Raw genomic sequence first — 16878 nt, 5'->3', positions numbered from 1 at the left:
TCCCGGCGCCACCGCGCGGTGAACCGACGCATCGACTCCTGGCCCCCATGAGCGATCATGGGGGCCACGGTGTCGTCGGTGATGGTCAGCCGACGCTGCGGCGTCGGGCGAGCCCGACGAACAGCGATTGGTAGCCGGCCGGTGCAATGCGTGAGATCAGGTCGTAGAAGCGTGCATCCGGTCCGATGAGGACACGGCGTCTCCGGCGGGCGACCCCGCGGAGGATGGTCTGCGCAGCACGCTCCGGACTGGTGATCAGCAATCGGTTCATCTCGGCGAGGGCGTCCTCGTCGGACCTCCCGGTAGCCGCCGATGTGCTGGGATCGATTCTGGCGGAACGGTTCATGTTCGTCTTGATGCCGCCGGGGTAGACGCATGTCGCCGAGACCCGTGAGCCGGTGAGCTCGAGATCCTGGCGCAAGGCGTCGGTGAATCCCCGCACCGCATATTTGCTCGCGTTGTATCCGCTCATCAGGGGTAGCGCGGTGAGGCCCCAGACACTGGACGTGTTGACCACCTGGCCACCGGTCACTTCCAGATACGGCAGAAAAGCCTTGGTGCCGAACACAACCCCCCAGAAGTTGATGTCCATGATCCACCGGTACTGATCGATGCCGAGACCGGCGACGGTCCCCGACAGGCCGACACCCGCGTTGTTGAACACCGCGTCGACCCGACCGTGCCGGTCGACCACGTCCGACGCCCACAGCTGGACTGCGGTCTCATCGGCGACATCGAGTACCGTCGTCGTCACGCTCACCTCGCGACCTCGCAGGGCCGCGGCCGTCTCGTCCAGGCCGGCGCGGTCGACGTCGGCGATCGCGAGATGGCATCCCTGCGCGGCCAGTTCGACCGCCAGGGCGCGGCCGATCCCGGAGCCCGCTCCCGTCACGGCCGCGACCTTTCCAGAAAATGTCGTCACTGTCGTTGTGCTCCTTCTGTGGCCATCTGTCGTGTTCACGGTGTGGAGTTCGGCCGAGTTGGCGGCCGGGCTTCTCGCCGATCCGATCCCGGGTGGGAGATCTCGTGCCCCGCCCCATGTCCGGTGCGTGTCTCAGACCCGGTGCCCGTCTCGTGGGTCGTGGACGGTCTCGTTCCACACGACCGGGTGGCCGCCGCGAAAGGTCCTGTCCCCGAGCTGTTCGAAGTAGTGGAAGCCGGTCTCCTTGGTTCCCCACCCCCAGCTCGAGGTGATCTGGAGCCGCTGGATACGCCAGGTGTACGCGGTGTCGAGGCGGAACCCGACCTCGTAGAGACCGCCCTGCACTCCGCCGGGGAATGCGGTGATGAAGTAGCTCGAGAGCTCGGCGTGATCGGCGCTCGGCGACACGTCGACGGCGGTGTTCGCGATGTGATGGCGGAACCAGCCGAACGGTAGTCCCCGGTAGTGGGTTTCGATCTCGTCGCGGCCCTGGAGGGACTTCGATCCGCCGGTTCCCGGAGGTTCGTTGGTGGACAGGAATCGCGCATCGTCCATGAAGAGTTCCATCAGGTCGTCGATCAGCCCGGCATCCATCAGCTGGGTGTATCGCGTGATGGCGCAACGGATCTCCTCTGCCGCTTCGAGTCGCCGCAATCGGGGCTCGGGGTCGGACGCGGATACGGTGCCGGCCATGGATGGCTCTTCGGGGTGGGTCACGGGCGCTCCGCCTCGTTCATCTGCCCCACCGTGCCCGGGACGACCGGGACGGTTCGTTCGACGCCGTAGGCGTGAGCGGCGGACAGGACGCATGCCTGCCGGTCCACGATCGGTGCGACGTCCTGTGATTGCACGAGGTCGTGGAAGTGCTCTCGACTGTCGGCGCCGATGATCAGGGCGGCGTGGAATCGATGCTGTACCGGATAGTCGTGGCTGACGCCAGGGGAGACATTTCCCAGTTTGGTGTAGGGCGTGAAGACATAGGCGCGCAGATCACGTGCCCCCGCGGAGTGAAGCGCCGGTGCGAGTGTGTCGTAGACGTGACGACGGAACGTCAGGCTGCCCACCCCTCGGCGTCGACGTAGCCACACCACGGTGCGGTGGCCGACGGCGGTGTCGTGTCCGTCGGTCCACCAACGGCCGCCACTGGGTACGGTCATCTGGCCGACGACGCGCTCGAATGCGTTGTGCTCGTCGAGGTACACCGGACGTGCCTTCACTCCGGTCCGAGCGCAGCCGAGGGTGCTGGTGAACCGGAGTTCCGAGCATCCGTCCACACGCCAGTCGGAAGGGACTACCGTCCCGACCGTGTCGGTCGCCGGCCAGTAGCCGTGGTCGGTTGCCGAGAAGTGGAGTTGGTTGTACTCGACGACGTGGGGAAGCCTGCGGACGAGATCGGCGTGTCGGGTGCGCCAGTGGGTGGTCGCGTGCTCGCGTGTCAGGTCCTTGCGGAGCATCAGCGGCGACACCATCGATGTGGTGCGGTGAACATGTGACATGGCTTTCCTGCCCTTCGCGGTCGGCGATGATCGAGTACCCGGGCGCTGGCGGAAGCCCTCGGGCGGCTGCAGGTGTGACCCGATGCCGACAATTCGCTGGATGTGACTGATTACATTGAACACTGGTGTTCAATAAAGAGCAATAGTGGTCGATCTCCGACTTAGCATCGATAGTGCGTCGAAGCGTTTGAACGCTTGGTCTATTGATGGGAGTCCAGATGTCCACCGCACCGAACCGCCCGGTTGTACAGAATCCGCTCGGCAGCTCGTTGACGCTGCCGTGCGGCGTCGTGACGAAGAACCGGTTCTTCAAGTCCGCGATGAACGAGGCATTGGCCGGGCGCGACGCCGCACCGACGGAGTATCACATCCACCTGTACGAGCAATGGGCGCGCGGCGGCACCGGCATCGTCGTCACCGGCAACGTGATGGTCGATCGCGACCACCTCGGTGAGCCGGGCAATGTCGCGGTCGACGACGAGCGCGACCTGGATCTCCTCCGGCGGTGGGCGCAGGCGGGGACGGCCGACCGGACCCAGTTGTGGATGCAGCTCAACCATCCGGGTAAACAGTCTCCGCGAACGATCAACGACCATCCCGTGGCGCCGAGCGCGGTTCCCATCGGTGGACGGCTCGCACCGTACTTCGTCCCGCCGCGTGAACTCACCGTCGACGAGATCGGCGGTGTGGTCCGACGATTCGTGACCAGCGCCGGGATCGCCAAGAAGGCGGGGTTCACCGGAGTCGAGATCCATGCCGCCCACGGCTATCTCGCCAATCAGTTCCTGAGTCCGAGGGACAATCGTCGCACCGACGAGTACGGCGGAAGCCTGGAGAACCGGATGCGTTTCCTCGTCGAGGTCTACCAGGGGATCCGCACCGAGGTGGGGCCGGAGTTCCCGGTGGGCGTGAAGCTGAACTCGTCGGACGGCGTGGACGGTGGTCTGTCGGAGGAGGATTCGCTTCGTGTGGCCACCAGGTTGTCCGAACTCGGTGTCGACGTCATCGACATCTCCGGCGGCACCAGCGAGCGGCCGACCATGCAGGGCGCCAATGGTGGGGCCACGGCAGGTCACGGGGCATTCTTCCGCTCCTATGCGCGGCGGCTCGCGGAACTCGTCGACACGCCGATCGCGCTGACCGGAGGGTTTCGCTCCACCGCCGACATGGAGCAGGCCGTCGTGGAGGGGTACTCGGGCCTGGTCGGTCTGGCCCGGCCGCTCGTCCTGATGCCCGACCTGCCCAATCGTGTGCTCGGACAACAGTGGCACGGCACCGTCGACCTGCCCTGGATCACCACACACATCCCGGCGCTGGACCGATCGATGGGCAAGATCCTCGCCAACAACTGGTACGAACTGCAGATGTACCGCGTGGGCCGTGGGAAGAGCCTTCAGAAGGCGAGTGGCATCGCGTCGCTGGTGTTCACCATTCGGCGGCACGGTCCGGGGGCGCTGGTCCCGCGCCGGGCCTGACCGGCCCGCACCGAGCCGTCGACGGACGCCGGGTCGACCCGGCGTCCGTCGGCATCACCCGTTCTTGAACCAGCCCTGACTTGCGATGTACCAGATCTCTTCTTCCCAGTACCCCCACGCATGCGTCCCGGTTGCCGGGAAGTGGGTCCGCAGCGTCACGCCGCTGTCGAGTCCCGTTGACAGATCGGCGAAGTTCTTCGACTGGGCCTTCGCCAGCAGTTCGATGGCCGAGGAGTCCAGGCCGGTCTTGTAGTAGGTCAGGGCGTCGTCGGATCGGGGCTGGTGGTCTCCCCACACGCCGTTTCCCGAGTAGACCCAGAGGTGGAGTCCGCGCAGCTTCCCTTGCAGGAGTTGCAGAGTCGGATCGTTGTCGAGTGCACGGGTGTTGGGATAGAAGCCCCACATGTCGTCGAGGTTGTATCGGCCGGCGTCCAGTGCGGCAAGGCGTAGCAGTCCTTGCATGCCCAGCGCGCAGATCTTCAACTGGGACATCGTGTAGGTCACCGCATCCCAGCTGGTGACCGAGCTGATCGGACACGTCGCCGTGGGATGCAGCATGCCCGCGATGGACACGGCCCGCGCGTACTTGTCCCGATGGTCGTTCGCGATCATCACGGCCTGTGATCCCGACATCGACAGCCCGACGAGTGTCCGGTTGTGGAAGCCTCGTTTGTCGAGGTATGCCGGAAGGCTCTTGGTGAGAACCGATTCCCAACGGTAGGCCGATTTCTGACCTGCCGACGTGCTCGCCCGGGTCCAGTCGGCGTAGAAGCTCGACTCTCCGCCCACCGGCATCACGACGTTGTATCCGCGCTTGGAGAGATAGGCGACGTTGGTGTCGATCTCCCAGCCGTTGAAGTCGTTTCGAGCGCGAAGGCCGTCGAGGAAGACGATGGTGGGTGCCTTCGACACGTCGACCCCGACGGCCGCCCACGTCCGGACCAGGGGATCGCCCATTCCGTAGCCGTCGATGCGGTCCTGGCGAAATGTCTTGGCATCCTTGGGTGGGGGACCCCACGCCCGTGCCGCGCCGGGATGGATGGAACCGGCCACCGCCATCAAGACGATCATCGTCAGAAGGATCAATCCGGACCGGCGTGCGGTCCTGGCCGGTCGATGCACCGGGTATGGCGACCCGGTGATCGGAGTCTGATTCACCACGTGCTGTTCCTCGCTGTACATGCCGACGGATACGACGTGTGCGCACCCGGCGACCACGGAGTCGGTTGGCGCCGTCGGCATCCCGGTCTCCGGTCGTCCGGGAGGGATGCGCCCGGCGGCGCTCCAAGTAGGGTCGGGCATCCCGAAGGATATGTCAAACAGTTTCGACGCTTCTACACTGGGAAGGTGCGGACGACGTGACGTAGCCGACGCGGCATGCGGAAAGTGGCCTGTTGCGCGTCGCGTAGAGTACGCGGAACCGACATGGACGGATAGGGTGACCAACGTGGCTGATGGTGACGTCGACATCCCTCGTGTAGCCACGACCCCGGTTCGACCACGGGGTGCCGATCACGTGGGAGGGGCGGATGCGGCCGGATCGGCCTCGGATCTTCCCAGCATGTCGTTGCTGAACGAGTGCATCCCGCTGTTCGAGACCCTGCGGGACCCTCATCGGCAGGCGATTCTGGTGACCTTGGTGGCCGGTGGGCCGCTCACGGTGAACGAGGTGGCCGCGTCGTCGACGCTGTCCCGTCCGGCCGTGTCGCACCACCTCGGCCTGCTCGCGCGCGCGGGTCTCATCGAGATCACCAAGGTGGGTACGCGCCGGATGTGTGAGGCGCGCACCGGTTTTGCGCTCGATCTGTTGACGCGCCTTGTCGGAGCCCTCGAATCGGATATCTCCGGCGCGCAGCGCTGTCGCGCGGAATCGCCGGAATCGGCGGGATAGCGCGACATTCCACACCCTGCTGTCTGTTGTCCGGGTGCCCTCGCCTGATGGCTGTCCTGTGCTCTGATCGTGTACGTCCGTACCGGTTCGGTCTCGGAACCCCAATTGCCTCTGATGAACGGTATTGACATTATTTGAACAACTATGTTCAATCTGTTGTCAGTGACCGTGAAGCCTCCAGTTCGATGGCCCATCCGGTCCCCAACTCGAGTCCGTTGACCGACGGCGATGGCCCGGTTGTCCGGGGCGCCTGTTCCGGTCGGTACGCCAGAAGAGAATCCGTAGGAGACCGCACGTGGGGCACTATCGAAGCAATGTTCGTGATCTCGAGTTCAACCTCTTCGAGGTGCTGGGGCTCGGCGACGCGTTGGACTCGGGGAGTTGGGGCGATCTCGACCCCGACACCGTTCGCGCGATGCTGCAGGAGATGGCCAAGATCGCGGAAGGGCCACTCGCCGAACCGTTCGCGTCGGCCGATCGCAACCCGCCGACGTTCGATCCGCAGACGCACTCGGTGACCTTGCCGGATGACTTCTCGAAGGCGTTCAACACTTTCTGGGACGCCGGCTGGTCACACCTGGCAGTCGACCCTCGCCTCGGTGGCACGCCTGCACCACAAGCGGTGCGCTGGGCGATCGCCGAACTCGTTCTCGGTGCACAGCCGGCGGCCTTCATGTACGCATCGGGGCCCACCTCGGCCGACATCTTCTACCGCCAGGCCACCGACGAGCAGAAGAAGTGGGCCCAGATCATGGCCGAGCGGAGATGGGGATCGACCATGGTGCTGACCGAACCCGATGCGGGTTCGGATGTCGGTGCGGGCCGGACCAAGGCGATCCGGCAAGACGACGGATCGTGGCATATCGAGGGGGTCAAACGGTTCATCACGTCGGCGGATTCGGGCGACCTCTTCGAGAACATCGTCCACTTCGTGCTCGCCCGCCCGGAAGGCGCGGTGGCCGGAACCAAGGGCTTGTCACTGTTCTTCGTTCCGAAACACCACTTCGACGCCTCGACGGGTGAACTCCTCGAGCGCAACGGGGTCGTGGTCACCGGTCTGGAACACAAGATGGGCCTGAAGGTGTCGGCGACCTGCGAGCTCACCTTCGGCGCTGACGGTGTGCCGGCCAAGGGATGGCTGGTCGGCGAGGTCCACAATGGGATCTCCCAGATGTTCGACATCATCGAACATGCACGGATGTTTGTGGGTACCAAGGCAATCGCGACGCTGTCGACCGGCTACCTCAACGCCTTGGAGTATGCCAAACAGCGCCTGCAGGGTGCCGACATGACGCGTATGGCCGACAAGGACGCCCCCCGCGTACCGATCATCCGGCACCCGGACGTCCGTCGTTCGCTGGCCCTGCAGAAGGCATATGCCGAAGGGCTACGTGCCCTGTACCTGTACACCGCGGCACATCAGGATGCCGTCGTCGCGGCTGCCGTGTCCGGTGCCGACGACGAGATGGCAGCCCGTGTCGGCGATCTGCTGTTGCCCATCGTCAAGGGTGTCGGGTCCGAGCGGGCGTCGCAATATCTCAACGAGAGCCTGCAGACGTTGGGCGGTTCGGGATTCTTGCAGGACTTCCCGATCGAGCAGTATGTGCGTGACGCCAAGATCGACTCGCTGTACGAGGGAACCACGGCGATCCAGGCCCAGGACTTCTTCTTTCGGAAGATCGTCCGCGATCAGGGCGTTGCGTTCGCCCACGTGAGGAGCGAGATCGAGGCGCTGGTCGGCGACACCGGCGCACACCCCCGTACCGCGAGGGCCCGCGCGGCGCTCGGGGAGGCGCTCGACGCCGTCGAGGAGATCACCTCCACGCTGGTGGCGCATCTCATGGCCGCGCGGGATGCACCGACGGAGCTGTACCGGATCGGGTTGGCGTCGGTGCGCTATCTGCTCGCGGTGGGCGACCTGGTGATCGGATGGCAGCTCCTGCGGGGAGCCGATGTCGCGTTGCGGGCGATCGATGCCGGCGGTGCGGAGGATCGCGACTTCTACGAAGGGAAGGTGTTCATCGCCAACTACTTCGCGGAGAACGTGCTGCCCGGTGTCGTGGCCGCGACGGGGGTGCTCAGCGCTCCTGACCTCGACATCATGCAGACCGATGACGCGGTCTTCTGATCATCGACCGAGCAGCCGGATGGAACTCGCCGGGGGCGGACATGATGACGTCGGGGGTCATGTCCGCCCTCGGCGGTCGCCTCAGCCCACCTCGAACGCCGGACTGACGCCGGTGAACGACGACACCCGGCCCGACGCCGACTTGGCGTCACCGAAGTAGCGGATGCGGTGACGGCCACCGGTGCCCTTGGGGATTCGCCAGGCGATGGTCACCACCGACGCGGATGTGCTGCCGTTCGGGCGTTTCCAGGTGAGTTCGCTGTTCCAGCTGTTGTCGTCGGCCGAGGTCACCCACGATCCGTTCTCGTAGCGTTCGATCACGAAGTAGCCGTCGGCGGGTCGGGTTCCGCCGGGGGCGGTACGGCGCACCCGGTTGGCGGGATGGGCGCCGGAGAACGACACCGACACCGTTTGTCCCGCAGCATACTTCGCTTTGGGTGCGGCGGTGACGTCACCGAATCGGGTGCCGCGCACCGGGGTGTCGGCGGGCACGGGTGTCAGCAGGTCGGGTTGCAGGCCGCTGTAGTCGGACGGCGTGGGTCCGCGTCCGGCCCGCGGGCCGCTGGCCATCGATCGGGCGAGCGTGTCGAACTCCTGCATGTACGCGCACAGTGTGTAGCGGCCGAACAGGGTCTCACCGCCCTCGTACTGCTGCGACAGATACTCCTCCGGGGTCGTCACGTACTGGCTGTATCCATTGGAATATCCCTGTAGCAGAACATTTTCCAGAGGAACCCTGAGGGTGTCGGCGACGATCCGGCGGATGCGGAGGCCGGCGACGATGGTGAACTCCGCCGGGCCCGCCGCGAGGACCAGATCGCCGATCCGGATGAGCTGGATCGGCAACACCTGCTGGATCCACGGGCGCGGCGGGAGCAGGCCGAGCGGGAACAGGTCCAGTTTGGGGGCCTGGATCGCCTGTACCCACGCGGGCGGGGTGGCCGAGGTGGTGGCGCCCAGTGCCGCGGCGAAGGGCAGCACCATGCCTTCTTTGAGGAAGCTCAACTGGCTACGGGTGTTGTCCTCGGTGCTGGTGGCCGCGGCACCGGCACCCATGATCGCCGGGCTGGTGCGGGCCGGCTTGCCGTCGGGGGTGTAGCGCCCGTCGATACGGACATCCGACAGGTCGACGAAGCGGTAGGCGTAGTCGATCGACCCGGTCACGGGGGTGGTGGCGCCGAGTGCCCGGGCCCCCGCCCGATGCTGCCGCTCGCCGATGATCGCGCAGTTGGCGCGACGATCCTCGGTCGGGCCGCCCGGATTCATCTTGCGCACCCACAGATTCGGCGTCATGTCGCCGGCATTGGTCTGCGGGAACGCGGCCACGACACCCGGATTCTGCAGTTCGGCCAGATACGAGGCATAGCCCTTGTTGTCGGTGGAGATCAGGGTGTTGGCATCGGTCAGTGACGTGCCGTGGGTGGCGAACCAGGTGATCTCGCCGATCGTGGTGCCGCCCTGCCGAAGTCGCAGTGCGGTGACCTGCGGGTCGATGTGCTGCGGGAAGTGGTTTCGGTCGGCGTCGGGATTCTTCTGGAAGGCCTCGAGCGAGCGGTTCGCGCTGGCATCGTGCAGCTCGGTGTGGCCGATCTCCAGCGTGCCCGGGGCGAGCGACTCGTGCGCGGCGACGATCGCGTCGACGATGCCGTCGACCTCCGCCCGATACGAGTTCTCGCGATGTCCCAGCGCGGCGAGCACATACGCGTAGTCCCAGGCCGTCCCGCCGCACGAATTGTGGTTGTGCGTGGCGTTGAGGTTGACGTTGTCCTCGGAGTACAGGTTGCCGAACCGCTGTCGCAGCGCCTTGACGACACCCACGCGATGCGACTCGAAGATGATCGCCAGGTCGGCGTTGACGAAGACCACACGCTTGCCGGTGGCGGCGTCGGCGATGATGTAGGCACGCGCCCAGACCCGTTGCAGCAGACCGGTGGCCACCTGTTCCAGGTCGGAGTAGCCCATCATGCCCTGGCCGGCGATCACGCCGGTCACATCGCCACGTCCGGCGCCGACCAGATATCCGCCGGCCGGGTCGGCCGCTGCCGGGCCGGAGCCTGCCGCAGCGGCGCCCGCGATCCCGATGCCGACCGCTCCCGCGACCGCGGCCCCGCCGAAGAATCCTCGGCGTGACACACCCGGGCGATGTTCTGATGACGTGCTCACGTTGCGATCCCCAGTCCCCTCGGCTCCGCGCACAGGTCACCCTGACCCGACACCGTCGGTGGTGGCGTCAGACGGCGTTGGCGTGGAGTTGATCAAATGGTCAACTACTCGTCAGGTCAACTATGCACCACCGCGGCGATCATGTCATCGAGAACGCCTGACCCGAGAACCGGGAGTGGTGAACCCTGCCGGGGCCGGTGTCCCTCGACTACGGTTGGACCCATGCCCTCAGGTCCTCCTCGCACGATGACCGTCGCCCTGTTCGCCACCTGCTTCAACGACACGATGTGGCCCGGTACGCCTCGCGCGACGGTCGTGTTGCTCGAGCGTCTCGGCGTGCGCGTCGAGTTCCCGGAGGCCCAGACATGCTGCGGGCAGATGTTCACCAACACCGGCTACGCCGACGAGGCGATCCCCGGGGTCCGGCAGTTCGCCGACGTCTTCGCCGGGTATGACGCGGTGGTCGCACCGTCCGGATCGTGCGTCGGATCCGTCCGTCATCAGCATCCGGGACTCGCCCGCCGCTCTGGCGATCCCACTCTGCAACGCGCCGTCGCCGAGTACGCCCCGAAGGTGTACGAGCTCAGCGAGTTCCTCGTCGACGTGCTCGGCGTGACCGATGTCGGGGCCTACTACCCGCACCGAGTGACCTACCACCCGACCTGCCACTCGCTGCGGATGCTGCGGGTCGGTGACAAACCGCTGCGGCTGCTGCGCGCGGTGAAGGGGATCGATCTGGTGGAACTACCTGCCGCGCAACAGTGTTGCGGGTTCGGTGGGACCTTTGCGATGAAGAACGCGGACGTCTCGGTGGCCATGGGCTCGGACAAGTCCGCGCACGTGAAGGAGACCGGCGCAGAGGTCCTCGTCGCGGGCGACAACTCGTGCCTGGCCCACATCGGCGGCCTGCTCACCCGTGAACGCGCCGGGATTCGCACCATGCACCTCGCCGAGATCCTGGCCTCGACCGAGGGGGAACCGGCATGACCCCGGTCCCGGCCACCACGACGACGGGATCGGCGGTTTCCGGACACCCGCACGTCGGGGTCACCGCCACCTTCGTCGGGATGCCGAAGTTCCCGAAGGCTGCCAAGGCCGAGCTCGGCAACACCACCCAGCGCCGAAACCTGGCCCACGCCACCGGGATCATCCGGACCAAGCGGGCGAATGTCGTCGGCGAGCTCGACAACTGGGAGGAGCTGCGGCTCGCAGCCGAGGCCGTCAAGAACCGCGCCCTGCGCAACCTCGACACCTACCTGCTGCAGTTCGAGGAGAAGGCGACCGCCGCCGGTGCCACGGTGCACTGGGCGCGCGATGCCGCGGAGGCCAACCGGATCGTCGTCGACCTGGTCCGGCGGACCGGCGCCGACGAGGTGGTCAAGGTGAAATCCATGGCCACACAGGAGATCGAACTCAACGAGGCGCTCGCGGAGGCGGGCATCGACGCCTGGGAGACCGATCTCGCCGAACTCATCGTGCAACTCGGCGACGACTGGCCCAGCCACATCCTGGTGCCGGCCATCCACCGCAACCGCAGCGAGGTCCGGGAGATCTTCCTGCGCCGCATGAAGGAAGTTGGTCGCGCCGCGCCCGACGATCTCACCGACGAGCCGAAGCGCCTCGCCGAGGCAGCGCGTCTGCATCTGCGGGAGAAGTTCCTGCGCGCGAAGGTCGGGATCAGCGGGGCCAACTTCGCCGTCGCCGACACCGGCAGTCTGGTGGTGGTGGAATCGGAGGGCAACGGCCGGATGTGCCTGACCCTCCCGGAGACCCTGATCTCGGTGGTCGGCATCGAGAAGATCCTGCCCACCTGGGCTGATCTCGAAGTCTTTCTGCAGGTGCTGCCACGGTCGAGTACCGGGGAGCGCGAGAACCCGTACACCTCGATGTGGACCGGTGTCACCCCCGGCGACGGTCCGCAGAACGTCCACATCGTACTCCTCGACAACCACCGCACCGATGTCCTCGCCGATGAGGTGGGCCGAGATGCGTTGCGCTGCATCCGATGCTCGGCATGTCTCAATGTGTGCCCGGTGTACGAGCGGGCCGGCGGACACGCGTACGGCTCGGTCTATCCCGGCCCGATCGGCGCGATCCTCACCCCACAACTGCGCGGGACGTCGTCGGCGGTGGACAAGTCCCTGCCGTACGCGTCGAGTCTGTGCGGGGCGTGCTTCGACGTGTGCCCGGTGCGCATCGACATCCCGGACATCTTGGTGCACTTGCGAACCCGCGTCGTCGACGAGAGTCGCGGGGGTTTGCCGTCGGGGGAGGCCGCGGCGATGAAGGCGATGTCCTGGACCTTTGCCGATCACCGTCGCCTCGAGGCCGCGCAGAAGGCCGCCACCACCAGCCACCGGTTCTTCGGCAAGCGCACCACCATCGGGGCGCTGCCGTGGCCGCTGTCGGCCTGGAGTTCGGCCCGCGACGTCCCCGTCCCGCCGGCGGAGTCGTTCCGCGACTGGTGGAAACGGGAGCGCGGCAACCGGTCCCAGGGTGACGGTGCGCAGCCGTGAGCACCGCACGTGACGAGATCCTCGCCCGTATCCGCAGCGCTCTCGACGACGTCGACGCCGAGTCCGCCGACGTCACCGTCGACTGGACCTACGGCCGGCCCGTCTCGACCGGAGAACTGGACACCGTCGCCCGGTTCGCCGAACGGGTTGCCGACTATCGCGCCGCCGTCGACCGAATCACCGAAGATCAACTGACACAGGCCATCACCGTCGCACTCACCGGAATCACCGGGCCGGTGATCGCCGATGATCGGGTCCGGCAACGGATCACCACCGATCTCGACTGGATCGACGACGACGCCCTCACGCCGGACCGCCTCGATGGGGTGGGTGGGGTGATCACCACCGCCGCGGTCGGAATCGCCAACACCGGCACCATCGTGCTCGACCACACCGCCGGTCAGGGGCGGCGGGCGGTGTCCCTGGTTCCCGACGTCCACGTGTGCATCGTCGACGCCGGCCAGATCGTGAGCGATGTCCCGGAGGCGGTGGCGCGGCTGATCGCCGCCGGCGCCGACACCCGGCCGCAGACATGGATCAGCGGCCCGAGTGCGACCAGCGACATCGAGCTCGACCGCGTGGAGGGCGTGCACGGCCCGCGCACCCTGCACGTCCTCGTCGTCGACGGGTAGGCGGCGGGACGGCAGCCCGGTGAATCGAGGCCGGGCGAATCGCCGATTCGAGTGGATCGGACGAGGAGACTGAGACGGAATCATCTGATAGTCTCATCGCCGGTGTCGGGGGGCTCCGTGTTGCGCCTGGAACTTACCTGCCGGTAGGTTCCAGCGCATCGATGCTCGTCCCGAAGGGGGAATCGTGTCCGCCACCACGCCGCGTCTGCGCTGGTCAGCAATAGTTCTCGCGCTGCTGTCGGCGCTGATGGGAATCGTCGTGCTCGCCGGTCCGGCCCGGGCCGCCGACATCGACCGCTACCTCGATCTGCCGCTGACCAACCGGTTTGCCGACAAGTCGGCAGGTGGCGTCAACGCGGCCCTGCCCACCGGCGTCACCGTCCTGGCGAAGCTGGTCGGACAGGCCCGGGCGAGCGGCATCGATCCCCAGCGCTACCAGGCATTGCTGTTCCAGTGGCGGCTGGCGCAGGCCACCTCGACGGCGGGTATCGACCTGGCCGCGTGGAATCCGCAGAAGGGGTTCGAGGCCAACCGGTCCAACATGATCAAGTCGTACCGCCTGTACGAGGATCTGCAGATCGCACACAAGAACCTGCAGTGGGCGGGGATGGCCGGCCTCGTCGGCGCCGACTTCGGCGGCGGTATCGCCGACGTGGTGATGATGGGTGACATCTACGCCATCCGTGGTCTGCAACCCCTTGCCGCACAGATCATCGAGGCCACCACGAGCGTGGCCGGACCGGGATTCGTCGGGATCTTCCCGAAGGGGCTGCAGACCCTCGCCTACGGTGCCGACAAGATCACGCCCGCCGACCTCACCTGGTTCACCAACCGGATCCTGGTGATGCAGAAGGCCATCTTCGGCGACCTGATGCCCCTGCACATGGCCTACGTGCACGACGGCATGGACGGCATCACCGAGATGCGCCGCGCCGGCGTGATCGACGATCAGGTCCTCGACGCCTGGCGCGACATCGACTCCCACGACCCGGCACGCGTCGGGCGCGGCAATGCCACACTGCTGCACCGCGAACAGTACGACGTGGTCGGGTGGCAGTTCGACGATGTCCGCAACCACCGCAAGGCCGACGGTGTGGGCGCCGCCCTGACCTATGCGATGACGCTGGCCGGGTCGCCGTCGATCGCCGGGGTCCCCGCTCTGCGTGACTTCATCCCGTTCACCTACACGGCCCGCCTGGCCGACGGCCGCACCCTGTCGGTCAAGACCCCGATCGCCGACTGGGACTGGTCGGTGTTCGATCAGCGCTGGAAGTACGTGACCACCGAACTGCTGCCGCGCTACCAGAACATGGTCACCAACCACTGGGGTGAGCTGGTCGCCACCATGAAGGTGCCCTACGAGACCCAGTTCGAGTCACACCGTCCGGTCTGGAACCTGCACAAGATCCTTGGTGACGCCGCGGCGAACACCGTCGTCACCGTTCGCTGATCGAGTGAGTTGTTGCTGCTGCGCCGGATCGAGGGTGTCCAGGATGCCGGTTCCGCGGAGCAGTTGCTCGATCGGGTTGCTGCCCAACATCGCCGAGAACAACGACGTCACCGGTGGCAGGTCGGCCACCCGGGTCGCGATGTCGGCGGGGACACCCTGCTGCTGCAGGCCCGCCGACATCGTCGCCGGTAGACGCTCGGAGATCCCGACGATGATCAGCGAGAAGAACACTCCGATCGACAGTGCGGTCCCGGAGTTCCGGGATGTCGCCCGCGTCCCGGACGCCACCCCGCGACAGCGTGCGGGCACACTGCCCATGATCGACGCGGTGTTGGGTGCGGCGAACATGCCGGTACCGATCCCGTTGAGGGCGATCAGGAGGGCGAAGGCCCAGTACGGGAACATGATCGGCAACAACAGCAACCCGACGAAGCTCGAACCGAACAGCAGCATCCCGATGGTCGCGAAGACCGGTGCACCGAAGCGGTCGGAGAGCGCACCGGTCAGCGGCCCGGAGATGACGAAGCCGATGGTCGACGGCAGCAAGAAGATCCCGGCCCACGGTGGGGTGTCGGCGTAGTCGTATCCGTGCAGCGGCAACCAGATCCCCTGCAGCCAGATGATCAGCACGAACTGCAGGCCACCCTGCGCCGGCGAGGCGCACAGTGCGGCGATGTTCCCGGCACTGAACGCGCGAATCCGGAACAGGCCCAGGTCGACCATCGGGTCGGCGACGCGCATCTCCACGCCGAGGAAGCCGGCCAACGATGCGACGCCGATAGTGAGGAGCAGGATCACCGCCGGACTCGTCCAGCCCATGGTGTGTCCGCCGCACGGTTGCAACCCCATCGTGATGGCGATCAGGATCGCCCCGAGTCCCAGGGCGAACAATCCGTTGCCCCACCAGTCGATCCGCCCGGGGTGCCGCTCACCGGTGTCACGCAGTTTGCGATGGGCCCAGACGGTGAAGAACAGTCCGATGGGGACGTTCACCCAGAACACCGCCCGCCGGTCCCAGGCGGCGAGGGGCCCGCCGAGGACGAGTCCGGTCAGCTGACCGGCCAGTGCCGCAACCTGATTGAGGCCCAGTGGGAACCCCCGTCGATCGGCCGGGAAGGCATCGGTGAGGATGGCGGCGGAATTCCCGGTGAGCATCGACCCGCCGAACGCCTGTAGCAGGCGCCACGCGATCAGCCAGACGGCGGCCCCGGATGCGTGAAAAGGGTCGAAGGACAACAGGATCGATGCGATGGTGAACACCACGAAGCCGGCGTTGTAGATCCGGACGCGGCCGTAGATGTCGCCGAGCCGGCCGAGCGTGGTGACCGCCACCGCCTGCACCAGGCGATAACCCATGATCATCCACAGCAGGAAGCCGATGTTGTGCGGTGCCAGCGGATCGAGATCGATACCGCGGAAGATGGCGGGCAGGGCGATGATGACGATCGACCCGTCGAGTGCCGACATGAACACCGCGGCGGTGGTGTCGGCAGTGCGACCCACCGGTAGCCGTCGGGCGGCGGCGGGGCCGAGACATCGGGGGTTTCGGGGACTTTCGTGAGCGGGGTGTTCGTGGCTACCTCCTGGGGTGGGGTGTGGGCGGCACCTGCAGTGCGTCGACGGCGCGGGTCAGGAGTGGCAATGCCGCGGCGACGGTGTCGAGCTCGTCTTCGGTGAGGGCGGTGCTCAGGGCGTCGGCGAGGGTGCGGGTGCGGGTGTTGCGGCGGTCGGTGAGGGCCGCGCGGCCGGCCGAGGTCAGGTGTACCAGTACCCGTCGGCCGTCGTCGGGGTCGGGTTGCCGGGTGATCAGCTCCCGGCCGAGCAGTCCGGTGATGGTGGCCCCATCGACTGCGGGGTGACCTGCTCGCTGCGCGCGAGGTCAGCGGCGGTGGTCGGACCCTCGCGGTCGAGTCGTGCGAGCACCGAGGTCTCCGGGACCGACGGGTCGTCGGGGGAGCGGATCGTCCGGAGTCGCCGGATCAGTCCACCCAGCGTGAGGCGCAGGTCGGAGGCCACGTCGAGGACATCGGGAGACGCCATGACCATCAGTCTCGGCTTATCAGTCAAGACTGATGATCCTCTACGGCGCTCGCCGCACAATCCGCGATGTTGACTAATGGTCGTACCATTAGTAACTTCGGAGTCAGTCGCCGATATCGCGTGCCGGACGACGTCCGGACAGGCCGAGTCGCGCGGGGAGCAGGT

General features: G+C 66.6%; 13 protein-coding genes and 1 pseudogene. 7 read left to right on the top strand and 7 right to left on the bottom strand.

The features are described from left to right. Positions 1-85: 85 nt before the first annotated feature. The 3 genes from ACWDUA_RS00460 to ACWDUA_RS00450 all read right to left on the bottom strand — a co-directional run bounded on the left by ACWDUA_RS00460 (position 86) and on the right by ACWDUA_RS00450 (position 2418). A complete protein-coding gene (locus ACWDUA_RS00460; protein ID WP_449749042.1) occupies positions 86-922 on the bottom strand; it encodes an SDR family NAD(P)-dependent oxidoreductase in 837 nt (278 codons plus the stop codon). A 132-nt stretch (positions 923-1054) separates the two neighbouring features. Continuing rightward, complete coding sequence (locus ACWDUA_RS00455; RefSeq protein ID WP_449749041.1) at positions 1055-1615, bottom strand: nuclear transport factor 2 family protein; 561 nt, start codon at positions 1613-1615, stop codon at positions 1055-1057. Between the two features lie 20 nt (positions 1616-1635). Continuing rightward, entirely contained in the window at positions 1636-2418 is a 783-nt protein-coding gene (locus ACWDUA_RS00450) for a hypothetical protein (RefSeq protein WP_449749040.1), read from the bottom strand. 218 nt (positions 2419-2636) lie between these two features. Here ACWDUA_RS00450 and ACWDUA_RS00445 point away from each other — a divergent pair, with 218 nt between their 5' ends. After that, positions 2637-3893, top strand: a complete 1257-nt coding sequence (locus ACWDUA_RS00445) for an NADH:flavin oxidoreductase/NADH oxidase family protein (protein WP_449749039.1) — start codon at positions 2637-2639, stop codon at positions 3891-3893. Between the two features lie 54 nt (positions 3894-3947). On the opposite strand, the gene ACWDUA_RS00440 is transcribed toward ACWDUA_RS00445, so the two are convergent. Then, on the bottom strand, positions 3948-4964 hold the full coding sequence (locus ACWDUA_RS00440) for an alpha/beta hydrolase (RefSeq protein ID WP_449749038.1): 1017 nt from the start codon (positions 4962-4964) through the stop codon (positions 3948-3950). A gap of 490 nt (positions 4965-5454) precedes the next feature. Here ACWDUA_RS00440 and ACWDUA_RS00435 point away from each other — a divergent pair, with 490 nt between their 5' ends. Continuing rightward, positions 5455-5784, top strand: a complete 330-nt coding sequence (locus ACWDUA_RS00435; protein WP_449749037.1) for an ArsR/SmtB family transcription factor — start codon at positions 5455-5457, stop codon at positions 5782-5784. A gap of 295 nt (positions 5785-6079) precedes the next feature. After that, positions 6080-7912 carry an acyl-CoA dehydrogenase gene (locus ACWDUA_RS00430; RefSeq protein WP_449749036.1) on the top strand — a complete coding sequence of 611 codons (1833 nt, stop codon included), beginning with the start codon at positions 6080-6082 and terminating at the stop codon, positions 7910-7912. A gap of 81 nt (positions 7913-7993) precedes the next feature. Here ACWDUA_RS00430 and ACWDUA_RS00425 read toward each other — a convergent pair whose 3' ends face one another. Then, a complete protein-coding gene (locus ACWDUA_RS00425; protein ID WP_449749035.1) occupies positions 7994-10075 on the bottom strand; it encodes a neutral/alkaline ceramidase in 2082 nt (693 codons plus the stop codon). A gap of 246 nt (positions 10076-10321) precedes the next feature. Here ACWDUA_RS00425 and ACWDUA_RS00420 point away from each other — a divergent pair, with 246 nt between their 5' ends. From ACWDUA_RS00420 to ACWDUA_RS00405, 4 genes are all read left to right on the top strand, one after another. Beyond that, entirely contained in the window at positions 10322-11062 is a 741-nt protein-coding gene (locus ACWDUA_RS00420) for a (Fe-S)-binding protein (RefSeq protein WP_449749034.1), read from the top strand. Further along, the gene (locus ACWDUA_RS00415; RefSeq protein WP_449749033.1) at positions 11059-12591 is read left to right on the top strand and encodes a LutB/LldF family L-lactate oxidation iron-sulfur protein; all 1533 of its coding nucleotides are present in this window, start codon (positions 11059-11061) and stop codon (positions 12589-12591) included. Before ACWDUA_RS00420 ends, ACWDUA_RS00415 begins: the two co-directional genes overlap by 4 nt. Next, the gene (locus tag ACWDUA_RS00410; protein WP_449749032.1) at positions 12588-13223 is read left to right on the top strand and encodes a LutC/YkgG family protein; all 636 of its coding nucleotides are present in this window, start codon (positions 12588-12590) and stop codon (positions 13221-13223) included. Before ACWDUA_RS00415 ends, ACWDUA_RS00410 begins: the two co-directional genes overlap by 4 nt. A 247-nt stretch (positions 13224-13470) precedes the next feature. Then, the gene (locus tag ACWDUA_RS00405; protein ID WP_449749378.1) at positions 13471-14673 is read left to right on the top strand and encodes a hypothetical protein; all 1203 of its coding nucleotides are present in this window, start codon (positions 13471-13473) and stop codon (positions 14671-14673) included. Positions 14674-14676: 3 nt separating this feature from the next. On the opposite strand, the pseudogene ACWDUA_RS00400 reads toward ACWDUA_RS00405, so the two are convergent. Next, a pseudogene (locus ACWDUA_RS00400) lies at positions 14677-16184 on the bottom strand (MFS transporter); the annotation flags it as partial. 295 nt (positions 16185-16479) lie between these two features. Beyond that, positions 16480-16713, bottom strand: a complete 234-nt coding sequence (locus tag ACWDUA_RS00395) for a hypothetical protein (RefSeq protein ID WP_449749031.1) — start codon at positions 16711-16713, stop codon at positions 16480-16482. Positions 16714-16878: the final 165 nt, after the last annotated feature.

The organism is Gordonia sp. NPDC003376 (assembly GCF_053589235.1).
The sequence above is the reverse complement of the archived record's forward strand: the minus strand, read 5'-3'. Positions and strand labels throughout refer to the sequence as shown.